At 64.2% G+C, this 23,273-nt stretch carries 27 protein-coding genes; 24 read left to right on the top strand and 3 right to left on the bottom strand.

What is annotated here, in order from left to right:
* Window positions 1–4 precede the first annotated feature (4 nt).
* Window positions 5–553: a DUF1254 domain-containing protein gene (locus ACXYMS_RS06865; RefSeq protein WP_458904877.1), complete on the bottom strand. Its 549-nt coding sequence runs from the start codon at window positions 551–553 to the stop codon at window positions 5–7.
* A complete protein-coding gene (locus ACXYMS_RS06860; RefSeq protein WP_458904875.1) occupies window positions 550–1,125 on the bottom strand; it encodes a DUF1214 domain-containing protein in 576 nt (191 codons plus the stop codon). Before ACXYMS_RS06860 ends, ACXYMS_RS06865 begins: the two co-directional genes overlap by 4 nt.
* Window positions 1,126–1,275: 150 nt before the next feature.
* On the opposite strand from ACXYMS_RS06860, the gene ACXYMS_RS06855 reads away from it, so the two are divergent.
* Window positions 1,276–1,707, top strand: coding sequence for a hypothetical protein (locus ACXYMS_RS06855; RefSeq protein WP_458904873.1), 432 nt, complete (start codon window positions 1,276–1,278; stop codon window positions 1,705–1,707).
* Between the two features lie 17 nt (window positions 1,708–1,724).
* On the opposite strand, the gene ACXYMS_RS06850 is transcribed toward ACXYMS_RS06855, so the two are convergent.
* A complete protein-coding gene (locus tag ACXYMS_RS06850) occupies window positions 1,725–3,890 on the bottom strand; it encodes a transglycosylase domain-containing protein (RefSeq protein ID WP_458904871.1) in 2,166 nt (721 codons plus the stop codon).
* 134 nt (window positions 3,891–4,024) lie between these two features.
* Here ACXYMS_RS06850 and ACXYMS_RS06845 point away from each other — a divergent pair, with 134 nt between their 5' ends.
* The 23 genes from ACXYMS_RS06845 (at window position 4,025) to ACXYMS_RS06735 (ending at window position 23,237) form a co-directional block, all read left to right on the top strand.
* A complete protein-coding gene (locus ACXYMS_RS06845; protein WP_458904869.1) occupies window positions 4,025–4,480 on the top strand; it encodes a YcgN family cysteine cluster protein in 456 nt (151 codons plus the stop codon).
* Between the two features lie 75 nt (window positions 4,481–4,555).
* Complete coding sequence (locus ACXYMS_RS06840; RefSeq protein WP_458904867.1) at window positions 4,556–5,194, top strand: diguanylate cyclase domain-containing protein; 639 nt, start codon at window positions 4,556–4,558, stop codon at window positions 5,192–5,194.
* 85 nt (window positions 5,195–5,279) lie between these two features.
* Window positions 5,280–6,539 carry an Hsp70 family protein gene (locus ACXYMS_RS06835; protein ID WP_458904865.1) on the top strand — a complete coding sequence of 420 codons (1,260 nt, stop codon included), beginning with the start codon at window positions 5,280–5,282 and terminating at the stop codon, window positions 6,537–6,539.
* 87 nt (window positions 6,540–6,626) lie between these two features.
* Window positions 6,627–7,847, top strand: coding sequence for a DUF2254 domain-containing protein (locus tag ACXYMS_RS06830; RefSeq protein WP_458904863.1), 1,221 nt, complete (start codon window positions 6,627–6,629; stop codon window positions 7,845–7,847).
* Window positions 7,848–8,095: 248 nt separating this feature from the next.
* Window positions 8,096–8,539: a hypothetical protein gene (locus tag ACXYMS_RS06825; RefSeq protein WP_458904861.1), complete on the top strand. Its 444-nt coding sequence runs from the start codon at window positions 8,096–8,098 to the stop codon at window positions 8,537–8,539.
* A gap of 4 nt (window positions 8,540–8,543) precedes the next feature.
* Window positions 8,544–9,794 carry a DNA-packaging protein gene (locus ACXYMS_RS06820; RefSeq protein WP_458904859.1) on the top strand — a complete coding sequence of 417 codons (1,251 nt, stop codon included), beginning with the start codon at window positions 8,544–8,546 and terminating at the stop codon, window positions 9,792–9,794.
* Window positions 9,795–10,034: 240 nt separating this feature from the next.
* Window positions 10,035–11,207 (top strand): phage portal protein, encoded by a 1,173-nt coding sequence (locus tag ACXYMS_RS06815; RefSeq protein WP_458904857.1) that lies wholly within the window; start codon window positions 10,035–10,037, stop codon window positions 11,205–11,207.
* A gap of 113 nt (window positions 11,208–11,320) precedes the next feature.
* Window positions 11,321–11,509 (top strand): hypothetical protein, encoded by a 189-nt coding sequence (locus ACXYMS_RS06810; RefSeq protein ID WP_458904855.1) that lies wholly within the window; start codon window positions 11,321–11,323, stop codon window positions 11,507–11,509.
* Window positions 11,510–11,513: 4 nt separating this feature from the next.
* Entirely contained in the window at window positions 11,514–11,645 is a 132-nt protein-coding gene (locus ACXYMS_RS06805) for a hypothetical protein (RefSeq protein ID WP_458904853.1), read from the top strand.
* The gene (locus tag ACXYMS_RS06800; protein ID WP_458904851.1) at window positions 11,642–12,115 is read left to right on the top strand and encodes an HK97 family phage prohead protease; all 474 of its coding nucleotides are present in this window, start codon (window positions 11,642–11,644) and stop codon (window positions 12,113–12,115) included. Before ACXYMS_RS06805 ends, ACXYMS_RS06800 begins: the two co-directional genes overlap by 4 nt.
* Before the next feature lie 12 nt (window positions 12,116–12,127).
* Complete coding sequence (locus ACXYMS_RS06795; RefSeq protein ID WP_458904849.1) at window positions 12,128–13,354, top strand: phage major capsid protein; 1,227 nt, start codon at window positions 12,128–12,130, stop codon at window positions 13,352–13,354.
* 143 nt (window positions 13,355–13,497) lie between these two features.
* On the top strand, window positions 13,498–14,064 hold the full coding sequence (locus ACXYMS_RS06790) for a head-tail connector protein (RefSeq protein ID WP_458904847.1): 567 nt from the start codon (window positions 13,498–13,500) through the stop codon (window positions 14,062–14,064).
* Complete coding sequence (locus ACXYMS_RS06785) at window positions 14,061–14,405, top strand: phage head closure protein (protein WP_458904845.1); 345 nt, start codon at window positions 14,061–14,063, stop codon at window positions 14,403–14,405. The genes ACXYMS_RS06790 and ACXYMS_RS06785 overlap by 4 nt, the downstream gene beginning before the upstream one ends.
* Before the next feature lie 3 nt (window positions 14,406–14,408).
* Complete coding sequence (locus ACXYMS_RS06780) at window positions 14,409–14,804, top strand: DUF3168 domain-containing protein (protein WP_458904844.1); 396 nt, start codon at window positions 14,409–14,411, stop codon at window positions 14,802–14,804.
* A 173-nt stretch (window positions 14,805–14,977) separates the two neighbouring features.
* Entirely contained in the window at window positions 14,978–15,391 is a 414-nt protein-coding gene (locus tag ACXYMS_RS06775) for a phage major tail protein, TP901-1 family (RefSeq protein WP_458904842.1), read from the top strand.
* Between the two features lie 191 nt (window positions 15,392–15,582).
* Complete coding sequence (locus ACXYMS_RS06770; protein ID WP_458904840.1) at window positions 15,583–15,897, top strand: gene transfer agent family protein; 315 nt, start codon at window positions 15,583–15,585, stop codon at window positions 15,895–15,897.
* Window positions 15,894–16,085: a rcc01693 family protein gene (locus ACXYMS_RS06765; RefSeq protein WP_458904839.1), complete on the top strand. Its 192-nt coding sequence runs from the start codon at window positions 15,894–15,896 to the stop codon at window positions 16,083–16,085. Before ACXYMS_RS06770 ends, ACXYMS_RS06765 begins: the two co-directional genes overlap by 4 nt.
* Window positions 16,075–16,614, top strand: coding sequence for a phage tail tape measure protein (locus tag ACXYMS_RS06760; RefSeq protein ID WP_458904838.1), 540 nt, complete (start codon window positions 16,075–16,077; stop codon window positions 16,612–16,614). The genes ACXYMS_RS06765 and ACXYMS_RS06760 overlap by 11 nt, the downstream gene beginning before the upstream one ends.
* A 186-nt stretch (window positions 16,615–16,800) precedes the next feature.
* A complete protein-coding gene (locus ACXYMS_RS06755) occupies window positions 16,801–17,421 on the top strand; it encodes a phage distal tail protein, Rcc01695 family (protein WP_458904836.1) in 621 nt (206 codons plus the stop codon).
* Window positions 17,418–18,308: a DUF2163 domain-containing protein gene (locus ACXYMS_RS06750; protein ID WP_458904834.1), complete on the top strand. Its 891-nt coding sequence runs from the start codon at window positions 17,418–17,420 to the stop codon at window positions 18,306–18,308. Before ACXYMS_RS06755 ends, ACXYMS_RS06750 begins: the two co-directional genes overlap by 4 nt.
* A complete protein-coding gene (locus ACXYMS_RS06745; protein ID WP_458904832.1) occupies window positions 18,305–18,733 on the top strand; it encodes an NlpC/P60 family protein in 429 nt (142 codons plus the stop codon). Before ACXYMS_RS06750 ends, ACXYMS_RS06745 begins: the two co-directional genes overlap by 4 nt.
* Before the next feature lie 27 nt (window positions 18,734–18,760).
* On the top strand, window positions 18,761–22,501 hold the full coding sequence (locus ACXYMS_RS06740) for a baseplate multidomain protein megatron (RefSeq protein ID WP_458904831.1): 3,741 nt from the start codon (window positions 18,761–18,763) through the stop codon (window positions 22,499–22,501).
* Window positions 22,494–23,237 carry a glycoside hydrolase family 108 protein gene (locus ACXYMS_RS06735; protein ID WP_458904830.1) on the top strand — a complete coding sequence of 248 codons (744 nt, stop codon included), beginning with the start codon at window positions 22,494–22,496 and terminating at the stop codon, window positions 23,235–23,237. The genes ACXYMS_RS06740 and ACXYMS_RS06735 overlap by 8 nt, the downstream gene beginning before the upstream one ends.
* Window positions 23,238–23,273: the final 36 nt, after the last annotated feature.

Genomic DNA, 23,273 nt, shown 5'->3' with positions numbered 1-23,273 from the left:
GGGGTCATCGCGCCCGTGGCCCGCAGCTGATTTCGGAGAGCTCGGCTTCGAACCTTGCGCGCATGGCCTCGTGCGGGGCGGAGAGGCGGACCAGCACGGCAAGCTTGTCGGTCCTCGATTCGACCACCAGCAGGCCCTCGGCAATGTCGATCTGCTGCTGGGCGAGAAGGCGGGTCTGGGCGGCATTGAAAATGCCCAGTTCCACTGTCTGGCCGATGCCGTCGCGGTTGGTGGTCGAATAGGTGACGACACCCGCCTCGTTGAACAGGGCCACCGACCAGAAGGCGTCCGGCAGTACACCACTGAGATAGGCCGGGCCCTGGGACAGATCGAGCTGGCAGATGCCATAGCTGAGCTCGGGATCAAGCTGGAGCGGATTGGGCTCGCCCGGCGCGATGGGGGGCAGGACCAGGATGCGGTTCTGCGCGTCCAGTTTGGCGATGCGCGTCCACGCTGTTTCCTCGGCCAGCAATGGCAGGGCGAGGATGGTGGCGATGTGGATGATGCCGCCCAGAAGCAGTCCACCCAGGAACCAGAGCACGGTGCGGATCATGGACACTCCTCCAGCGTGATGGAGGGCATGGTCAGGTCCGAAGAGGCAAAGCTAGACAGGGCTGTCGTATCATAAAGGGTGAGCACCAGGCTGAACGGGCCGCTACCCGCCAGTTCGAGCCATGTCCCCGGACGCAGCTGCGTGCCGACATGAATGCGCAGCGCGCCATCGGGCTGGCGGATGACTTCGCTGGAGCGGAGGGCCGCGTCAGTATCGGGCGCAGCGAGGTTGACCCAGTCGCTGTCCACCGCAGTCAGGGTCCAGAATGTCGACACCGGCACATGACCATCGAGGCGATAGGTGCAGGCCAGGTCGAGTGTCGCTCCATCGCTGTCCGTCGCGGCGACAAATTGCAGCCCCTCGCTGCGACCCAGTTGCAGGGCCGCGGCGCGCGCAATGTGACCGCTAGTATAAGGATTTGGACTGGGCGAGCCGATATCGGGCCAGGTGGTCCATGGCCCCAACGACACAGCGCCGAACAAGCGTCCATCGGTAAGCGCGTAATAGCTGAGGCCAAACCCGACGCTGAGGGCCACAGCAATGCTCATCAACAATCGCAGAACGAAACGCACGGTCAGCTTCTCTGCATTTGGGGCATTGGATGGCTTGGCCAGATGCGTTGCGGATAGGTTAGGCTTGTAGCAACGGGGACGCCGTGGCGGAAGGCGATTCTGCCCTTTCCGAACAAGCGGGGGACCATGCGCACCATAGGCGGAATCATTGTGACGCTGCTTGCCTCTATGCTGGTCCCGGTCGTCGGAACGGCATTTGGCAAGGACAAGCCGGGCGATGTGCTAGGAGGCTGGGTGGACAATTGGACCGCCGGACCAGAACACGACATCACGATCCTGCGGGAGGCCGGGGGCAGCCTGTTCATTGAAGGTTTCGCTACCTGGGGCGCCTCCGATCCCGAGCGAGTCGAACGCGGCGGGGTCAATATCGGAGAATTCTCGGTCAGTGTGCCCGGGCGCTGGATCGTGGACCAGGCTCTCGAATTTGCCATAGGCACCGACGGCGCCATACCGGCCGATGAAGCGGCGGAATATGACTGCATCCTGCACCTTGAACTGATTGGCCACGAGCTCGTCGTGTCGGATAACGGCATTTGTGGCGGGCACAATGTCCGGTTCGACGGGGTATATAGACGGGAGTAGTGCCGGTTAGCCTCCGCCTAGAGGCTTGATGCGGTGCCGGAGACTGGCGCGCTGGCGGTGTCGGTGGCGCGTGAAGGGGCGTTGTCCTGTGACGATTGGAGGCGGGCCGCGAGGTCGAGCAGCTTACGGGCCGCAGCCGGCTTGAGGCTGGGCGGTCGTTCGATGATCTCTTCGATATTTTCGAGATCGGCATCGGCAATAATGGCCTGGGGCGGCTCGAAGTCGATTCCGAAGACCGGCTGCACCTCGATATTGGTATGGGCGTAGGCCATGAATTTCTGCCAGGCAATGGTGGGCAGGGTGCCGCCGGTCAGGTCATTGGTGGGCCGGTAGTCGTCATTGCCGAACCAGACCGCCGCGACGTAATTGCCGGTGAAGCCGCAGAACCACGCATCGCGATAAGACGTGGTGGTGCCCGTCTTGCCCAGGGTCGGCACGCCCTCGATGGCGGCGCGACGACCGGTGCCGCCGGTGACAACGGTGCGCATCATCTGGTTCATATAGGCCACGGTCTGCTCGCTGAGCACCCGCTCGCGAGTGGCATCGGGGTCGATTTCCCAGACCAGCTGGTCGTTGAGGGTGGTCATGCGCGTCAGGCCATAGGCCTGGGTCTTGTAGCCATGATTGGCAAAGACCGCGTAGGAACTGGTCATGTCCAACACGGAGACCGAGGCCACGCCAAGCGCCAAGGAGCGTGTCACGGGATATTCCTGGCGCAGGCCCATGCGATAGCTGAGTTGCGCGATGGCGTCGCGCCCGGTCTTGATCGAGAGGGTAACGGGCACGGTGTTGATCGAAGCTGCAAACGCACTCAGCAGCGTCGTCTGGCCACGATAGGAGCGGCCATAGTTCTGCGGGCACCAGTCGCCAATGCAGACGGGGCGATCCGAGATGGTGTCGCTGGGCGTCAGGCCCAATTGCTCGAAGGCTTCGGCATAGACGAAGGGCTTGTAGGACGAGCCGGGCTGGCGCGTCGAGACAATGGCGCGGTTGAACTGGCTCTTGGCATAGTCGGTGCCGCCGACCATGGCGCGAATGGCCCCCTGGGTGTCAGTGACCACCATGGCGCCCTCGTCGACCCGATATTGCTCGCCCTGTTCGCGAATGACGGAGGTAATGGCCTCCTCTGCATAGGCTTGCAGGGTGGTGTCGATGGTGGTGCGGACAATGAAGTTATTGCCCGGGGCGTTGTTGGTCTCGATGACCGCCTTGGCTTCCTCGAAGGCCCAGTCTAGGAAATGGTTCGGGGAATTGATATCGTTGCTGCGGTCAATCGCAGAGGCCGGATGGCGCCGCGCGGCGGTGACCTGGCCCTCAGTGAGGAAGCCTGCGGCGACCAGATTGGTCAGCACCAGATTGGCGCGGCCGCGGGCGGCGGCGAGATCGACATGGGGCGCATAATTGCCCGGCGCCTTGAACATGCCGGCCAGCATGGCGGCCTCGGCCAGATTAATGTCCTGCACCCGCTTGCCGAAATAGAACTCGGACGCGGCGGTCACCCCGTAATTGCCGCCGCCCATATAGGCGCGGTCGAAATAGAGCTTTAGGATCTGATCCTTGGAATAATTCCACTCGAGCCAAACCGAGAGGAATGCCTCGACGATCTTGCGCTCGATCGTGCGCTCGGAAGAGAGGAAGAGGTTCTTGGCGAGCTGCTGGGTGATGGAGGAGCCGCCCTGCGTGCCCCGCTCGCCTTGCGCGTTGCTGGCAAGGGCGCGCAGCGTGCCGACCACGTCGATGCCGAAATGTTCATAGAAGCGTCGGTCCTCGGTGGCGAGCGTCGCCTTGAGGAGATAGTCCGGCATCTGGTCCAGGGCCACGCTGTCATCCGAACGGATACCGCGCCGGCCGATTTCAGAACCAAAGCGATCAAGGAAGATTACCGAATAATCCTCGGCCTTGTTGAAGGCGCCGCGGTCGATGATGTCGAAAGCGGGCAGGGCCAGGGCGGTCATCAGCACCGCGCCGATGGCCCCGAAGGTGAGGGCGTCGGACAGGATTTCGACAAAGAAGCGCTTTATGCCCGAAACATGGAACCGGGACATGAAGTCCTGATAGCGGGTATAACCACGCCCCATTGCCTGCCAGAATTCATAGAGCGAGGAATCAAGCCAGGCGTCGGCCGCCAGCATGTTGCCCCGGGGCCGGTGCTTTTTTTCCTTGGTGTAAAACGGATCCTGCACGGTAAACCCCGACGCCCCGAAAGGAGCAGGTTTGTCCGCAAAATCCGGACAAGGCAACACAATCGCTGGAATATGATTGCAATGGTCCGCCTGCAAGCGCAAACCGGCAACAGCATGAATGGCAAACGGTAAAGATGGCCTTCTGGGAAGAAAAAACGCTCGAGCAGATGTCCGCCTCCGAATGGGAAGCGCTGTGCGACGGTTGCGGCCGGTGCTGCCTGATCAAGCTCGAGGACGAGGATAGCGGCACGCTCATCACCTCCGATGTGCGCTGCAAGCTGCTGGACGGTGACACCTGCGCCTGCACCGACTATCCCAACCGCCAGACAAAAGTGCCCGACTGCATCAAGCTGACACTTGAGAACGTGCAGGAAATCTCTTGGATTCCGGTGACTTGCGCCTATCGGCGGCTTGCCGAGGGGAAGGGGCTGGCATGGTGGCATCCGCTGGTTTCGGGTGATCCGCAGACGGTGGTTGATGTCGGCGTCTCGGTGAAGGGGCGGACATTCCTCGAGACGGAAGTGGACCCGGATAACTGGGAAGAACACGCCGTCGACTGGCCGGAATGGGTGCCTCCTGAAACGCTCTAGGGCTGAATGCTTACCTCCTGTTAACCATAGTCATGGCTTGATGCCCGGATCGGGACGTGGCCCAGGACAGGCTTGATGAACAAAGTGACTATGAGCGGCAATGATGGCCTCTGGGCGCGCATTCGTGCGGCGCTGGGGCGGAGTGCCGACGCTCATATGCCTGCCTATGGCCAGGCCTCCATTGCGAAAAATCCGAACAAGAAATCCCGGCTCGCCCAGCGCGTCGACGAGGAACTGCGCCGCAGCTGGACCTATGCCGCCGAGCGCCATGTTTCGCTTTGCGTGCTGGCGCTGGAGATGGATGGCTATGCCGAATATTTCGCCGCCTATGGCCGCGAGGCGGTAGAAAACAGCCTTGAGACGCTCGAAGGCGCGATTTCGGCCTTGCTGTCGCGCGAAACCGATTGCTGCCTCCGCGTCGGCCGGGCTGGCTTCGTGATCGTGCTGCCCGACATGCCCGCCTTGATGGCGCGTGACCTGGCCAGCCGCATAGCGGTTGCGGTCCGGCACCAGGGGATTGCCAACCGCGAAAGCCATGCCGGCCAGTTGACCTTCAGTACCGGCATTGCCGTGGTCAATCCACAGGGCGCGATGAGCCGCACCGTGCTCGATGCTGCCGGCAATGCTGTCAAGAAGGCGCAGCGCCGTGGTTTGGCCAGGCTCGAAGTGGTCGACCTCCGCGGACGCAGCGAAAAGCAGCGCAAGGCCGCCTGACAAGCCGGTTGCCTTGATCGCCTACACCTCTTAATAGAGCCGTCCCCGCGCCCCTGGCGTGCCATTCCCACTGCGGACAGCCCCCATGACCCTCTCCTGCGGTATTGATTTCGGCACGTCCAATTCCACCCTGGGCCGGGTCGATGGCGATTGCACACCGCATTTGCTGGCGCTGGAGGACGGCCAGGCGACCATGCCCAGCGTGTTGTTCTTCGGGTTTGAAGACGATCGCGTGCATTTTGGCCGCGCCGCCGTGGCCGAATATGTCACCGGCGCCGATGGCAGGTTGATGCGGTCACTCAAGAGCGTGCTGGGGACCGTCCTGTTTGCCGATACGACACGGGTCAAGGCGCGACGGCTCGGCTTTGGCCAAATCATCGCCACCTATGTGGGTGAACTCAAACGGCGCGGCGAGGCAACGCTGGGCGGAGAACTGACGCGGGTGGTGATGGGTCGGCCGGTGCATTTCGTCGATGACGATCCCATTGCCGACAAACAGGCGCAAGGTCAATTGGAGGCCGCGGTGCGCTCGCAGGGCTTTGAGGAAATTGCCTTCCAGTTCGAACCCATTGCTGCTGCGCTGGACTACGAGCGGCAGGTAGTGGGCGAGAAACTGGCACTGATCGTCGACCTTGGCGGCGGCACTTCCGATTTTTCGCTGGTGCGCGTATCGCCGGACCGGGCAGGGCGCGCCGATCGCAGCGACGACATCCTGGCAACGGCGGGTGTTCATATCGGAGGCACTGATTTCGACCGCTTGCTGGCCATGAACCGGGTAATGCCGGAACTGGGGCTGGGGTCACGCACGCTGGACGGCAAGCGGCACTTGCCGGTGGCGCCCTATTTCGACCTGTCCACCTGGCACCGGATCAACCGTCTCTATGATGCCAAGGCGCTGCGGGACCTCCGGTCCACGGCGCGGGAGGCAAGGGAGATCGAGAAGGTGGAAACCTTCGCCATGCTGGTCGAAGACCGGCTCGGGCACCGGCTGATCGGCGCAGTCGAAGCGGCCAAGATCGCCTTGTCCGACGAGGATAATCTGGCCTTTGCCTTTAACGTGCGCGAGCGCGTCATCAAGACCAATATGACGATTGCCCAGCTCGGTGACGCGCTTGCTGCCTCTATCGGACGGCTGGAACAGACAATCGCGGAAACAACACGGCTGGCCGGGGTGGCGCCCGCTGCGGTCGACAGCCTCATCCTGACCGGCGGTTCCACCCTGGTTCCGGCTGTATCGGGACGGCTGAGGGCGATGTTCCCGGAGGCCGAAGTCGTGCGCACCGATGTGCTGGGCAGCGTGGGGCTGGGACTGGGTATGGAGGCCCGGCGCATTTTTGGACCCTGATCGCTGCTGGCGCGTCCACTGAAACGGATGCACTGGCCCGGCGCAACTTTTCTGGGCCAGAATGCTTCTCCATTGGGGAGACAGTCAATGAGTCAGATCGCGTTCAAATTCCGGCAGATTGCACAGCGCATGTGGTTCCTGCCGGCGGCATTCTCGCTCGTGGCTGTGTTGACTGTGGTCATCGCCTTCGCAATGTCCGGTCTGGTGCCGGACAAACTGCCTTTTACGTTATCGTCCGAGGCTGTGGAGTCCATTCTCACAGTGCTGGCCTCGAGCCTGCTGACCGTGGCCGTCTTTTCGCTCTCTACTATTGTCAGCGCTCTCTCCAGCGCTTCTGCGTCCACAACGCCAAGGGCAGTGCCCCTAATCGTCGGTGACCGCAGCGCTCAGACCTCGATTTCGGTGTTTATCGGCGCCTTTCTCTTTTCCATCGTCGGCATTATCGGGCTCTCTGCCAACATTTACAGTGAAGCCGGGCGCCTGCTGCTTTTTGCAGTTACCTTGGCCGTAGTCGTACTGGTCGTGGCCGCCCTGATACGTTGGATCGGCCAAATGTCCTCCATCGGTCGCGTCGGTGAGACTGTCAGCAAAGTCGGCACAGCCACCGAGAAAGCCTTCAAGACAGTGCCCGGAGAAGGTCTCCTGGGTTGCCGACCGCTGGACGGGGAACCATCTGGAGAACCAGTCTTCTCACGCAAGACGGGATATGTGCAGCACATCGATCTCTCACGCTTGCAGGAATTGGCAGAGGACAACGATCTGCTCGTAACCATTACGGCGCGATCGGGAGCCTATGCTGCCCCGGACCGGCCACTTCTGCTGGTCGCCGGTACGCTGGAGGAAGATCTGGCGGACCGATTGGCAAATGCCTTCACCGTCGGCACGGCCCGGACTTTCGAAAGCGATCCGCGCTTCGGGTTGATCGTGCTTGCTGAGATCGCAAGCAAGGCCCTGTCACCAGGGATCAACGATCCGGGCACGGCGATTGCCGTTGTGGGGACCTTGGTGCGCGTCCTGACGGAGCGACCGGTCGAAGACAGTGAACTCAAATACGAGCGCCTATTGGTCGCGCCGCTCGACCCCGATGACCTTATGGCGGATGCCTTCCGTCCCATTGCGCGCGATGGGGCCGGAAACATTGAGGTGATGCTGCGTATGATTGCCGGACTTAAAACGCTCGCCAATTGCCGGCCGGAACTTGAGTCAGCGGCGCACGGCATGATCAAGGACGCAGCGGAGCGCGGTGCGGCAGCAATGGGCGCCAAAAGCGACAAAGCAGTATTGAAGGCGGCGGCAAAGCTGGAATAGAGCGAAGCGGCGCTGGGAAAATGTCGTCTGCCGTCCACTCGAGATTTGACCACGGCGCCTGCCACGGTGCCATTCGACCCACGGTCTCAGGCCTTCCCACCTTGCGTTTTTCCATCGGATCCACGCGTCGGCTTTGCGAGCCGTCCACTAAGTTATCCCCGCGTGACGGTGGTGGTCTATAGTTCAGGCATAGTCGACGAATTGGGTCGAAGAGTACGCCTTCAGGCGGCCCGAACGGAATTTCCCACATGGATGAATATGATCCCGAACGGGACCGCGATGGCAACATCGTGGCCTGGGCTTCGGTGCGCTCAGACTATGAGGCCGGTCTCCTGACCTGCAATGGCATCGCGCATCGCTACAGATTGCGGCGCGGACAGCTCGATCAACGCGCTCGCGCCAGTAAATGGGTGCGTCCGGGCAGCAGCGAGGCGCTTGACCGGCAATTGCTGATTGCGCGGCTGCTGGGCCTTCTGGAGAGGCAGATGGAAATTGTGGAGGCGGAAATGGACAAGGGAAATCGCGCTGAAAGCAAGGTGCTGAGCGATCTGGTACGCGACCTCGATAAACTGATCGCCCTGGAGCGGGCAGAGGCGCGGCCGGCCGGCAGTCCGCGAAATCCAGGGGAGGCCAGCGAACTGCGTCGCAAGCTCGAAGAGCGCATCAATGCCATAACCAAGGGAATGGTTTGAAACGATGGTGACGACGCGGTCTGTCCTGCTGGACTGGGCGGCAGATATCGAGGACAGCGAACTGTGCGACATCGCCTTCAACTGGCCTGTGTGGGCCATGCCGCATCAATTGCCGCCGGCTGGTGACTGGACCACCTGGCTGCTGTTGGGCGGCCGTGGCGCCGGCAAGACCAGGGCGGGCGCCGAATGGGTTCGGTGGCTGGCTGAACAAGGGATCGGCCCCATCGCCCTGGTGGGCGAAACCATGACAGAGGCCGAAGCGGTGATGGTGCTGGGCGAAAGCGGCGTGTTGCGGGTCTGTCCGCCCGGCGAGCGCCCAAGACTGCGAGAGAATGTCCTCTATTGGCCCAACGGAGTCGAGGCGCATGTGTTGCCTGCATCCGACCCGGAACGCTTTCGCGGACCGCAATTTGCCGCCGCCTGGTGCGATGAGACAGCAAAGTGGAAGAAGGCAGAGGCGGCCTTCGATATGCTGCAATTCGGACTTCGCCTCGGCGCGCGACCGCGGCAGCTGGTCACGACAACACCGCGCGCTACAAAGCTGATGAAGCGGCTGATGGCTGACGAGCAGACTGTGATCAGTCGCGCCAAGTCCAAGGTGAACACGCACCTAGCCGATGCTTTCCTCAAGGCCGTGGTCGAGCGTTATCGCGATACGGTGCTCGGGCGGCAGGAACTGGACGGCGAACTGATCGAGGATATGCCGGACGCGCTCTGGCAACGGTCCATGTTTCGCGCGCCTGAGGGCGCCGTGGATGGCCGGATCGTCGTGGCGGTCGATCCGCCTGTAACCGGCACCGAGCGTTCCGACGCCTGCGGCATTGTCGTTGCAGGGCGGGCAGGCGAAGGGGCCGTGGTGCTGGAGGACGCCACGCTCCAGGGCGTGCGCCCCGATATCTGGGCAGCGCGCGCCATAGCGGCGTTCCGGGCGCATGAGGCTGATTGCATCGTGGTCGAGGTGAACCAGGGCGGGGACCTGGTAAGGCAGGTGTTGAACCAGATCGATGGTTCGGTACCGGTGCGCACAGTGCGGGCCAGCCGTGGGAAATGGGTCCGCGCCGAGCCCGCGGCGGCGCTTTATGCACGCGGGCTGGTGCGCCACGTAGCGGGGCTGACGGCGTTGGAAGACGAGCTCTGTGCTTTCGGTCCGGACGGCAAATCGGACGGGCATTCGCCCGACCGGGTGGATGCGCTGGTCTGGGCGCTGACCGAATTGTTGCTCAATGAAGCAAGGCCGAGGGTGCGCGCGCTTTGACGTTCAATTGCCACCGAGCCGTCCTCGGGCTTGATCCGAGAACCGATTGCCATGTGCACTTCGAGAGGGGCCCTCGGATCAAGTCCGAGGGCGGAACTGCGGCTAGTTGTGACGTCGTGCTGATGCCCGGAAAGCTGAGAGAACTCCTCACCCTGAATATCCGCTGAACGCGGATGTGCTGTCCCTCTCCCGCCAGGGCGAGGGGGAGCCGGTGGACGAGATAAAATCGAGGAACAAGCAATGCCCAACCTTTGGAACCGCCCGTTCGGCGGTCGAACGAACACGCCGGCCGAAACCAAGGATTTTGCTGGCCATACCATGCTGACGCTGAGCCAGTTGGGGCCGGCGCAATGGAGCGGGCGGGGTTATGCGAGCCTGGTCAATCAGGGATTCATGCGCAATCCGGTGGTCTATCGCTGCGTGCGGCTGATCGCTGAAGCGGCGAACCGGGTGCCTCTGGTGGTCAAGGTCGATGGCCAAGTGGTGAGCGAACATCCGCTCCTGGCGCTGCTGGAGAAGCCCAATGGGCGGCAGTCGGGCGCGGAAATGCTCGAGGCCGTCTATGCCTATCTGCAGACCGCGGGGAATGCTTATCTGCAGGCGGGGATCGTCGATGGGGCGGTGCGCACGCTGTTCGTGCTGCGGCCCGACCGGATGAGCGTGGTCGCCGGGCGCGATGGCTGGCCGGTCGCCTATGACTACAAGGCCGGCGGCAGGGCCACGCGGATATCACAGGAGCCGCTGCCTGTTCCGGGCGTACTGCATATGGCGCTGTTCCATCCGCTCGACGACCATTACGGCATGGGGCCGCTGGAGGCAGCCCAGACCAGCCTCGATATCCACAATGCCTCGGCTCAGTGGAACAAGGCGCTGCTCGACAATGCGGCGCGACCGAGCGGGGCGCTGGTCTATTCGGCGGGGGCGGGGAGCCTGACCGAAGAGCAGTTCAACCGGCTCAAGGAGGAGATGGAAACGCACTTCGCCGGAGCGGCCAATGCGGGACGGCCCATGGTGCTCGATGGGGGGCTGGACTGGAAGGCCATCGCCATGAGCCCGCGCGAAATGGACTTCATCGAGGCACGGCACGCGGCGGCACGGGACATTGCCCTGGCCTTCGGGGTGCCGCCCATGCTGCTCGGCATTCCGGGCGACAATACCTATGCGAACCTGGCCGAAGCCAATCGGGCGCTGTGGCGCCAGACGCTGGTGCCGCTGGTGGTGCGGGTGAGCCAGGAACTGAGCGGATGGCTAGGGACGGCATTTGAGGGCGCCGAGGTCGTGCCGGACTTCGAGGGCGTCGAGGCCCTGGCCGAGGACCGCGCGGCGCTCTGGGCGCGGGTCGGGGCTGCCGGGTTTTTGAGCGATGCGGAGAAAAGGGAGTTGGTGGGGATGGGCGAGTCAGGCAGCGCGTGACTGACGTCGGTGCCCTGCGAGCAGGCCCAGGCAATTATAAAAGGGGAGCACGTCATGCACTGGAAAAACAAATCAAAGCGCTGAGCGCCGCAATTCGCAAGTGGAGAAGCACCATGGACGACCTGACAAAAACCGTCATCGAGCGCGGGGATCTGGCCCATCTGGCGCTGTTTCTGTGGGCGAGCGGGGCGAGTGCGCTGCTGGTGTGGGCTTTGCGCGAAATGGCCAAGGTGAATCAACACTTCAACGACTTCGTGCAGGAGATCGCACAGTTGAATCGGCTTTTCCGGAAGGAGGACTAAGCCCATGGCAGACAAGCAGAATCGTGAGGTTGCGCAGCAAACGTTCCGGCAATTTGCCTGGAACCTGGCGGGGACGCTGGCCGACAAGGATCGGCGTGCGCCAAAGCCTCGCTCGGGCGGGGGCAAGCGCGGATGAGTGCTATTCCCATCGACGAAGGCGGACGGTTTGCCGGCTATGCCAGCGTGTTCAACAAGCTCGATAGCGGCGGCGATATCGTCTTGCCGGGGGCTTTTGCCAAGAGCCTCGCGAAGAAGCGCGGACGCATTCGCCTCCTGTTCCAGCATGACCCCAAGGAGCCGGTCGGCACCTGGGAGAGCATGGCCGAGGACAGCCACGGGTTGTTCGTGACCGGGCGGCTGGTGCCGGGCGTGCCGCGCTCGGATGCGCTGCGGCGGCTGATCGGCGATGGCGCGCTCGACGGGCTGTCCATCGGCTTCCGTACCGTCAAGGCCAGCCGCCGCGACGGCAAACGCCTGCTGCATGAGATCGACCTCTACGAGGTCTCGATCGTTACCTTTCCGATGATGGAGGACGCGCGCATCGCCTCCCCCATCTCGGCCGGCGCGGCCATTGCCGCCGCCACCAGGACTATCCGCAACCGATAGAAGGAAACCGACATGGATCGGATCGACGACGGCCTTGAGACCAAGGCCGGCGCAGGGGGCGATATTGCCGCGCTCTTCGCCGAATTCTCCTCTGCATTCGAGGAGTTCAAGGCCACCAACGACCAGCGCCTGAAGGAGATTGAAAAGCGCGGCAGCGCCGACGGCCTGCTTGAGAGCAAGCTGGAGCGGCTGAATCGCGTTATCGACGGGCATAAGTCGGCGCTGGATCGCGTCAGTGCCGAACGCGCGCGCCCGGTGCTGGAAGGCAAGGGCGGCGGTGGCCTGCCGGATGGCGAGTACAAGGAGGCCTTTTCCGCCTATGTGAAGCGCGGCGAAGAAAAGGCGCTACAGGTTGGGGTGGCCGGTGACGGCGGCTATGTGGTGCCGGCGGAAGTCGAAACCGAAATCATTCGACGCATGACCCATATTTCGCCGATCCGCGCCATTGCCGGCGTGCGGCAGGTTTCGGCCTCGGTCTATAAGCGCCCCATCACGCTGACGGGGCCACAGACCGGCTGGGTGGGGGAGACGGCTAGCCGCCCGACCACCAACAGCCAGACCCTGGCCGAGCTGAGCTATCCGACCACCGAACTCTACGCCATGCCAGCGGCGACCACGGCCTTCCTCGACGATGCGGCGGTGGATGTCGGCCAATGGATTGCCGACGAGGTCAATGCGGCATTTGCAGCGCAGGAGACCACGGCCTTTGTCACCGGCGACGGCTCCAACAAGCCCAATGGCTTCCTCAATGCCACCAAGGCAGCCGAGGCCAGCTGGAGCTGGGGTAACCTCGGCTATCTGGCAACGGGCGTCTCGGGCGCCATGCCGGCCAGCAATGCCAGCGATATCCTGATCGACCTGGTCTATGCGCTCAAGGCCGGCTATCGCCAAAACGCCACCTGGGTGATGAACCGCAAGACGCAAGGGGCGCTCAGGAAGCTCAAGGATGCCGACGGCAATTATCTCTGGCAGCCGGCCGCAGCGGCCGATGGCCGGGCCAGCTTCATGGGCTTTCCGCTGGTTGAGGCGGAGGACATGCCCAATATGGGCGCCAACAGCTTCTCGATTGCCTTTGGCGATTTCCGCCGTGGCTACCTAATCGTCGACCGCCAGGGCGTCTCGGTGCTGCGCGATCCATTCAGCTCCAAGCCCTATGTGCTGTTCTACACCACCAAGCGCGTCGGCGGCGGGATCGCGGATTATGACGCGATCAAGCTGCTGAAATTCGGCACCTCTTGATCGCCGTGATCCTGGCCATTTGGCTCGGTTCCATCTGAAGGCCCCCTCACTCGGCCTTTCGGCCGACCTCTCCCTTGGGGGGAGAGGTCGACGGCGCAGCCGGCGGGTGAGGGGGCCTTTTCAGACATAACAAGGAAACAAACATGACGTCCTATCTCCTGGCGGGGCCCGCCGAGGAGCCGGTTTCGCTTGCCGAGGCCAAGGCTTTTCTCAAGATCGACGACACGGCCGAAGACGGGCTGATCACGACGCTGATCGGCGCGGCGCGGCTGCATATCGAGGGCGTGACCGGCCGCGCATTGCTGGCCCAGAGCTGGCGGGTGGTGCTCGATGACTGGCCGGACAATGGCGTGGTCAAGCTCCCGGTATCGCCGCTGATTTCGGTGACCGGCATTGTTGCCACCGACGACAATGGCGGTAGCCACGAAATCGCCCTGGCGCAGTTCCTGAGCGAACCGGACCGGCTGATCGTGCCGCGCGTGGTCGTGGGCATGCCCATGCTGCAGCCGCGTCAGGGCATCGAGATCGAATATGTCGCCGGCTATGGCACCGAGCCCGAAGACGTGCCCGCCGACCTGCGGCAGGCGCTGCTGGGGCTGGTGGCCCATTGGCACGAGCATCGCGACGCGGTGATCGTGGCCGGATCGGGCGCCATCGTGCCATCAGGGTTTGACCGGGTGGTGGCTGGCTACAAGCGGGTGCGGCTGTGAGCGGGGAGAAGATCCCTTCCGTCGGCACACTGACCGACCGCGTGCAGGTGCTGCGGCGCGAAAGCCTCGGCGATGGCGGGGGCGGACATGAGCGTATCTATGTGCCGATGACCAGTCTCTGGGCGCGGGTGCGCATCCTTTCGGGGCGGCAGGGCACCAATGCCGACGGGCGCACAGTGGCGATCTCGCACAGCGTGGTGCTGCGGTTTCGTAATGACGTTTCGCCAGGGGACCGGGTGGTCTATCGGGGCCGGAACCTCGATGTGGTCAGCACGGCCGACCTCAATGGCCGGCGCGCTTTTCTCAGCTGCGCCTGCAGCGAAACCAGCTTCACGGGGTAGGCCATGCACCCGATTGCGAGTTTGCAGACGGCATTGGTTGCTGCGCTGGAAGCCGATGCGGCACTGATCGCGCTGATCGGTGCCGGGGGCGTGTTCGATGCGCCGCCGCGGGACCGCCCGGCGCCCTATGTGGTGATCGACCGTCACGATATGCGCCAGCGGGATGGTGACGCGACGCCGGGGCAGGAACACCGCGTGCTGCTGCATTGCTGGAGCAACCAGCCCAGCCGCAAGGCAGCGCTGGAGATTGCCGAACGGGTGGTAGCGGTGGGGGCAGCGGCGCTGGCACCGGTGGACCTGCTGGTGACCCATGCCGAGCATACGCGGACCGAAACAAGCATCGACACGGCGACCGGTCAGGCACGGGCAGCGGTGATGCTGCGGTTTTTCAGCGAGTAGCCCTTCTCCCCTTGCGGGAGAAGGTGGCCCGAAGGGCCGGATGAGGGGTCCACGGTCTTACCGCGAGAGCAGAGTGCGTGGAGAGAACCCCTCACCCTGATTTTCTGCTGAACGCAGAAAATCTGTCCCTCTCCCGCAAGGGGAGAGGGGGAATCGAGAGCGGGGATAAAACAATGGCAGCCCAGAGTGGCAAGGATATGCTTTTGAAGCTCGACCAGACGGGGTCTGGGAGCTTTCTCACGGTGGCGGGGCTGCGCACGCGCAGTCTCAATTTCAATGCCGCCAGCGTCGACACGACCGACCAGGAAAGCGCCGGACGCTGGCGCGAATTGCTGGCCGGCGGCGGGGTGAAGCGCGCGTCGGTGTCGGGGTCCGGTGTGTTCAAGGACCAGGCCTCTGACGCGACGATCCGAAGCCTGTTCTTTGCGGGCACCATCCGCGACTGGCAGCTGATCCTGCCGCATTTCGGCACGGTGGAAGGACCGTTCCAGATCGTGGCGCTGGAGTTTTCGGCGGACCATGCCGGGGAGGTGACGTTCGACCTGGCGCTGGAGAGCGCGGGCGAGGTGACGTTCGTGGCGGTTTAGGGAGCGGCGCACTGAATGCGGCACCTCCCCCTTTGACGGGGGAGGGTGGGAGGGGGTGCTCACGGGCACAGTGCCCGCCAATCCCCCTCCCTGCTCGATTCAACGGACTTGGCTGAAGCCAAGTCCTATCTCGCTTCCCTCCCCGCAAGGGGGAGGGTGGCGCAGGATCCGAAGATTCAAGAGCAAGACATATGACCAATATTCATCGTGGTGAAATCGCGGCCGAGATCGGTGGCGAGGTGCGGACGCTTTGCCTGACGTTGGGGGCGCTGGCGGAGCTGGAAGCGCGGCTGGGAGCGGGGGATCTTGCGGGCCTCGCCGAGCGGTTTGGCGAGGGGCGGGTCTCGGCGCGCGACCTGACGGCGATAATGGGTGCCGGGCTGCGCGGTGGTGGCAATCCGATCAGCGATGACGACCTGGCGCGGATGAGCGTCGAGGGCGGAATACGCGGTGCGGCCGAAATCGTCGTGCGTCTGCTCAGGGCGACATTTGGAGAAGCGACATGACGCCGTTCCCCTGGAAAGACGCGATGCGGTTTGGCCTTGGCGTGTTGCGGCTGCCACCCCGCGATTTCTGGACCATGACGCCGCGCGAACTGGCCTCGGCCTGGGGCGCGATTGCGGGCGACCGCAGCGGGCGGCTTGAGCGGCGTGACCTTGAAATCCTGATGGAGCGTTTTCCCGATGGCAAGTGACCTGTTTGGCGAAGAGCTTCATGACGAATTGGGCGACGTTTCGGTGGAGCTGCGGCGGATCGAGGACCTGGCCGATGGCGTGGCGTCTTCGGTCAGTCGCGCCTTTCGCGGCGCGGTGACGGATGGCAAATCGTTCCGCTCGGTGCTGAGCGATATTGCCGGTGCCTTTGCCGACATTGCACTGAAAGCCGCGTTCAAGCCGCTGGGAACGCTGGTCGGCGGGCTGGTGGAAAACCTGTTTACGACCACCAATCCTGCGGTGACGCCGTTTGCGAAGGGTGGAGTGATTGCGTCTCCGAGCTATTTTCCGCTGGGGCAGGGATTGGGGCTGGCAGGCGAGGCCGGGCCGGAGGCGATCATGCCGCTGCAACGCGGGCCAGACGGGCGGCTGGGTGTCGCCGGCGGCGGCGGCGCAGTGCACGTGACCTTCAATGTCACGGCGAGTGATGCGCGCAGTTTTGCGGCCAGCGAGGCGGAGATCAGTGCGATGTTGCTAAGGGCGGTTCGAAGGGGTTCGAGGGGGAGTTGAGCCCTATCCTTCTTCCCCCTGGGAGGAGGTGGCGCGGAGCGCCGGATGAGGGTGCGGCAAAGCGCACTGTGCCCGTCGCTCCCCCTTCCTGCTCGATTCAGCGGACTTAGCGAAGAGCTAAGTCCTATCTCGCTTCCCTCCCCGCAAGGGGGAGGGTGGGTAGGAGCCGATGGCTCGGAGGATCTCATGACCTTTCATCACATTCGCTTTCCGCTCGATATCGCGCTGGGCGCACGGGGCGGGCCGGAGCGCAGGACCGATGTCGTGACGCTGGCCGGCGGCGGGGAACAACGCAATGGACGCTGGGCGCATTCGCGGCGTCGCTACAATGCCGGCTATGGCGTCAAGTCGCGTGCTGACATGCAGGCGGTGCTGGCCTTTTTCGAGGAGCGGCGCGGGCGGCTGCACGGGTTTTTGTGGCGCGACGGGCTGGACCATTCTTCTGGTGGGGCAGTGCCCTTGCCGACCGACCAGGTGCTCGGGACCGGCGATGGCGTGCGCACCCAGTATCAACTGGTGAAAACCTACGGCGCCGCATTCGATCCCTATGTGCGGATCATCGCCAGGCCGGTCGCCGGCAGCGTGCGCGTGGCGGTCGACGGCGGGGAAATGGTGACCGGCTGGACGCTGGACGTGACCACGGGAATGGTCAGCTTCGATTCCGCTCCCGCAGATGGCGCGCCCGTAACCGCAGGGTTTCTGTTCGATGTGCCGGTGCGGTTCGACACGGACCGGCTCGACATCGAGCTCAATGGTTTTGACGGCGCCGAGGCGCCCATCATTCCACTGGTGGAGATATTGCCATGAGGACGCTGTCCACTGGGCTCGCCGCGCATCTGGCGCAGGGCGAGACAACGACCGCCAGGTGTTGGCGTGTGCTGCGCGCGGATGGGGTCGTGCTGGGGTTCACCGACCATGACCGCGTTCTGGAGGTGGAGGGTACGGACTGTGTGCCAACCTTCGGGCTGGATGGCAGCGAGATGCCTGCACGGCTCGGGCAGCAAGTGGAAACCGGCGAAGTGCTCGGCGTGCTCGACAGCGCTGCGATCAGCGAGGATGACATCCTGCTCGGTCGCTATGACGGCGCGGCAGTGGAAAGCTGGCTGGTGAACTGGGCGGCGCCCGAGCAGCACCTGCTGCTGCGGGTGGATACGATTGGCGAGGTCGTGCGGGAGGATGGCGTGTTCCGCGCCGAACTGCGCTCGCCACAGCAGGCGCTGAACGTGACGCGGGGACGGGTCTATCAGGGGCAATGCGATGCCGAGGTGGGCGACGGACGCTGCGGGGTGAACCTCGACCTGCCGGCCCACAAGGGCACGGCCATCGTCACCGGCATCATCGATCCTTTCCAACTGCGGGTCAGCGGGCTCGCGGGCTTCGAGGAAGGCTGGTTCGCCTTTGGTGTCGGTCACTGGAGTGCGGGAAACCGCGCGGGCCTGGGCGATCCGGTGCTGACGCATCGGCGGGACCCCGAAGGGGATGTGCTGGGATTTGCGGCGCGAGTTGGTGAGTGGGTCGCAGAGGGCGACATGCTGGAGGTGACGGTCGGTTGCGACCGGCGCTTTGCCACCTGCAAGGCGCGGTTCGGCAATGCGGACAATTTCCGCGGCTTTCCGCATATTCCGGGCAGCGATTATGTGCTGCGCCATCCCCGGAGCGGCGATGCCATGGATGGCAGGGCGTTGGTGCCATGACCTCCGATGAGGTGGTGGCGGCCACCCGGAGATGGCTTGGCACGCCGTACCGGCATCAGGCCTCGAAACTGAATGCGGGATGCGACTGCCTGGGTCTGCTTCGGGGCGTCTGGAGGGCGCTTTATGGCGATGAACCCACGGCCGTGCCGCCCTATCGGGCTGACCTGCGAGACCATGAAGGCGTGTCGGCGCTGCGCGAGGCGGCGGAACGCTTTCTGGTCGCCGAAGCAGGGCCGTTGGCCGCGGGGCAGGTGGTGCTGTTCCGCTTGGGCGGTCGGATCGAGCCGCGCCATTGCGGGATTCTGGTATCGGAAACGCGCTTTATCCATGCGCAGGAGCATCTCGGTGTGGTGGAGGCGAACTTGACCGCGGCCTGGGCGAAGCGGGTGAGCGGGCAATACCGGTTTCCGGACAGCCGCTCATGAGGCTCTTCAACATCAAGGAACAAATCCATGGCCACTCTGGCACTTTCCGTCGCCGGGCAGTTTGCCGGCGCACTGGTTGGGGGTCCATTCGGCGCGACCGTCGGGCGCGCGCTGGGGGCGCTGGCGGGCAGCGTTGTGGATGGCTTTCTGTTTGGTGGGCAGGACAACCAGGCCGAGGCGCCGCTGTTCGATGTGCGGCTGGGATCCTCAAGCGAGGGACTGGGGGTGCCCCGGCTCTATGGCTGGGGGCGGCTGGCGGGCAATATCATCTGGGCACGCGAACTGGTTCGCCATGTCAGCGAAACGGCGGGGTCGAAGGGATTTCCCGAGCCCGATCGATCCGAGGAAGTGCTGGCAAGTTTCGCTGTGTCATTCTGCGAGGGGAAGGTGGCGCGGCTGGGACGGCTGTGGGCCGATGGGCAATTGCTCGACACGCGCGGACTTAACCTCCGCTTCTATCATGGTGACGAGGAGCAACTGCCCGACAGTCTGATCGAGGCGATCCAGGGGAGCGGCAATGCGCCGGCCTATCGCGGCATCTGCTACCTCTTGGTGGAGAACCTGCCGCTGTCGCGCTTTGGCAATCGCATTCCGCACCTGTCTGCGGAATTGTGCCGGGTTGTTGGCGATCTGGAGCCGGCCATCAGGGCAGTCACGGTGATCCCCGGCGCGACCGAGTTCGGCTATGACCCGACGCCGCGGGTCCGGGTACTAGGGCCGGGGACGGGCGTCAGCGAGAACGCGCATTTGAGCGCGGGGGTCAGCGACTGGACGTGCTCCATAGACGAATTGCAGGCGTTGTGCCCGAACCTCGAACATGTGGCGCTGGTAGTGAGCTGGTTCGGCGACGATCTGCGTTGCGGCAATTGTGCGATTACGCCGCGCGTCGAAGGGGCCACGCGCGAAATCGAGGGCACGAGCTGGAGTGTGGCGGGAATCACGCGCGGCGCGGCGCAGGCAGTGTCGAACCACAATGGCGGCCCCGCCTATGGCGGTACCCCTTCCGACGCCTCGGTGCTGGCAGCAATTGCCGATCTCAAGGCGCGGGGGCTCAAGGTGACGCTCTACCCGTTCGTGCTTATGGATGTGCCGGAGGGCAACGAGCTGCCCGACCCGCATGGTGGGGACGAGCAGGCGGCCTATCCCTGGCGTGGGCGGGTGACCTGCCATCCGGCGCCGGGCCAGCCTGGATCGCCCGACGGGACCGCAACGGCGGCAGCGCAGGTGGCGGCTGTCGTGCCCAACTACCGCGCCATGATGCTGCACTATGCCGGCCTGGCTGTCGCAGCGGGTGGCGTTGATGCCCTGCTGATCGGCTCGGAAATGGTCGGGCTGACCAGCGTGCGCGGCGCGAGCAGCAGCTTTCCATTCGTGGATGCGCTAGTGACACTGGCGGCCGATATGCGGGCGGCATTGGGGCCGTCGACAAATCTCACCTATGCGGCGGACTGGAGCGAATATTCCGGCTGTCAGCGGGACGGCGGGAAGTTCTTTCATCTCGATCCGCTCTGGGCCTCGGACGCTATCGATGCGGTCGGCATCGACTGCTATTTTCCGCTGGCCGACTGGCGCGATGGCGAAAGCCATGCCGACGGGGCGCTGGCCACAACCGGGTATGAGCTGGACTATCTAAAAGGCAATATCGCCGGCGGCGAGGGGTATGACTGGTATTATGCCAGCGATGCCGCCCGGCGCGGACAAGTGCGCACCTCTATCACCGACGGCGCCCATGGCGAGCCCTGGGTTTGGCGGGTCAAGGATATCGCGGCGTTCTGGAGTCAGCAGCATCACGACCGGCCCGGCGGCGTGCGCAGTGTGACGCCGACGGCCTGGGTGCCGGGCTCGAAACCAATCTGGCTGACGGAGGTCGGCTGTGGCGCGGTCGACAAGGGTGCCAACCAGCCCAATATTTTCGGGGACGAGAAGAGCGGCGAGGATGGCCGACCCCATTTTTCGAGCGGGCTGCCGGACGGGTTGATCCAGCGCCAGCTATTGCGGGCGCATCATCGCTATTGGGCTGATCCCGCAAACAATCCACCCGGCATGGTTGATATCGACCGGCTCTATTGCTGGACCTGGGATGCGCGGCCATTTCCTGCCTTTCCGGCGCTTGCCGAGGTGTGGTCGGATGGCGAGAACCACCGGACCGGCCATTGGCTGACCGGGCGGCTCGGGGCGCTGGCCAGCGACGAACTGGCGACCGCAATTGCCACTGAGCATGGCTGTGCGGTGAAGGCGTCTCCTGCAGCGCCGCTGATCGGGGGGCTGACCGTCTCGGGGCCATGCACGGCGCGCGCGGTGATCGAACCCATCCTGGAAATGACCGGGCAGCGCCTCGCGGCGCGTGAAGGTGCGCTTGTCGGTGTGGCGCAGGGGCCGTGCGACGCTGTGGTGCTGGATCCGGACATGCTGGCGGCAATCGATTCGCCGATCTTTTCACGCCGACGCGGTGATTTGGCCGAACGGCCGGGAAGGCTGGGCCTGGGTCATTTGGACCGGGAGCGCGACTATCTTGCGGCAACCGCGACGGCGTTGCGGCCAGGCAATGGTCCTATGGTGTCGGAAAGCCTGCCTCTGGTGCTCGATGGCGCCTCGGCGCGCCGCGCCGCGGAGCGCTTGTTGGATCTGCGGGCAGCCAGCGGTGACCGCGTTGAATTTGCACTACCGCCCAACTGGGCGGCGCTGGAACCGGGCGACCGCATTGCCTTGCCGGGCGTTGCGGAGGGGCCGTTTGAAATCACCGAGATCCGCGACGGACTGGTGCGCCGGGTGACGGCGGGCGCGGTGGTTCGCGGCGACGCGGTGGCGGCGGGGGTGGATCGGGCACGGGGCGGCATTGGACAGGGTGTGCCAGAGGTGACGCCGCTGATCATCACCGCGCATCTGCCGCCGCTGCCAGCAGACCCGGGGCGTAGCCGGCTGGTGGTAGGCGCCTATGCCAGTCCCTGGCCGGGACTGGTCCGGATCACTGATGAATCCACAGGCACAGCATTGGCCAGCCTGGTGCGGCCTGCCGTCATGGGCGAGGTGCTGACGGCATTTGCTCCCGGCCCCCAGTCACGCTGGGATCGAGGGCAGATACTGGAGATCGCGATGATTTCAGGGCATCTGGCCGATGTTGACGACCTGACCGCGCTGGCCGGGAGCAATCGCATCGCCGTGGAGACCGATGCCGAGGACTGGGAAGTCATCGGTTTCGCCGAGGCCGAACTGGTGGCGCCGGGGCAATATCACCTGTCACGACTTCTGCGCGGGCTGGATGGCTCGGACGCCGCAATCGGACCCTTGTCCGCGGGGCGGCGAGTCATCGTGCTCGACGATCGTGTGGCGACACTGCCTGTTGAGCCGCAATGGATCGGCGAAAGCCGAAACCTGCGGTTTGCCCATGGCGCAGCGCCGGGACTGCTCGAAACCGTTTCCCTCGGGCTCGGGGCTGCACGGCCGCTGGCGCCAGTGCACTTGGACGGCGTGCGACAGGACGATGGCTCGATAGACCTGGGCTGGACCAGGCGCAGCCGCGCCGATAGCGATGGCTGGGGGGTGGCGGAGCCCGTCCTCGAACACGTGCCGGAGGCCTGGGAGATAACGATCTTCGATGGCGTCACGCCGGTCCGTTTACTGCACACGAGCGTCGCCACGATCAAATACGGTACAGCCGAACAGGCCGCCGATTTTGGCGGCCCGGCAACCAATTTCAGCTTCTCCGTGCGCCAGGTCAGCGCCTCGCTGGGGGCAGGGCATTCCGCAACGGGAGCATTCAATGATTGAAACTCGCTTTCAGCAATGCCTGTCCGAAATATTGCGGCATGAAGGCGGCTATGCGGACCATCCGGCGGACCCGGGCGGGGCCACCAATATGGGCATCACCCACAAGACCTTGGCGCGCTGGCGCAATGTGTCACCCTGGTGGGACCTGCCCAAGTCCGAGATTCAAAGCCTCACCCGCACCGAAGCGTCCCGCATTTATCGCGTCGGCTACTGGAACCTGTGCCGGGCAGGGGAACTGCCGCCGGGGATCGACCTGGCGGTGTTCGACTACGCCGTCAATTCCGGTCCGGACCGGGCGGTTCGGACACTGCAGGCCGTTCTGGGCGTGGCGGTCGATGGGCTGGTTGGCCCGCTGACTATCGGCGCGGCGGCGCGTGGCAATGCGGCCGCTGTCGTCAATGCCATCTGCGACCGGCGGCTGGGTTTCCTCAAGGCGCTTTCGACTTTTCCCACCTTTGGACGCGGCTGGACCAGACGCGTCGCTTCCGTTCGATCAGCGGCCCTGGCCGTCGCCCCTCAATCCACCTCAACTTCTACAGGAGACAAGACCATGGATATTCTTTCAGGCTACAAGACCTATATCGTCGCCGCCTTCATGCTGTTGGCCGGACTTGCGCAGATGATCGGCGTCGAACTGCCGGCGCTCGACAGCGGCTCGGCGGGCAGCCTGGTGCTCGAATCGTTGGCCATCCTGTTTCTGCGGCGCGGTCTGAAGGGCGATATAGGGAAGGCGTGAGGGCAATTGTGTGGAAACCGGGCAAGACCTGCCGCA

It is taken from the genome of Devosia sp. CAU 1758 (assembly GCF_054482695.1).
This window is presented reverse-complemented; position numbering and strand designations above follow the sequence as displayed.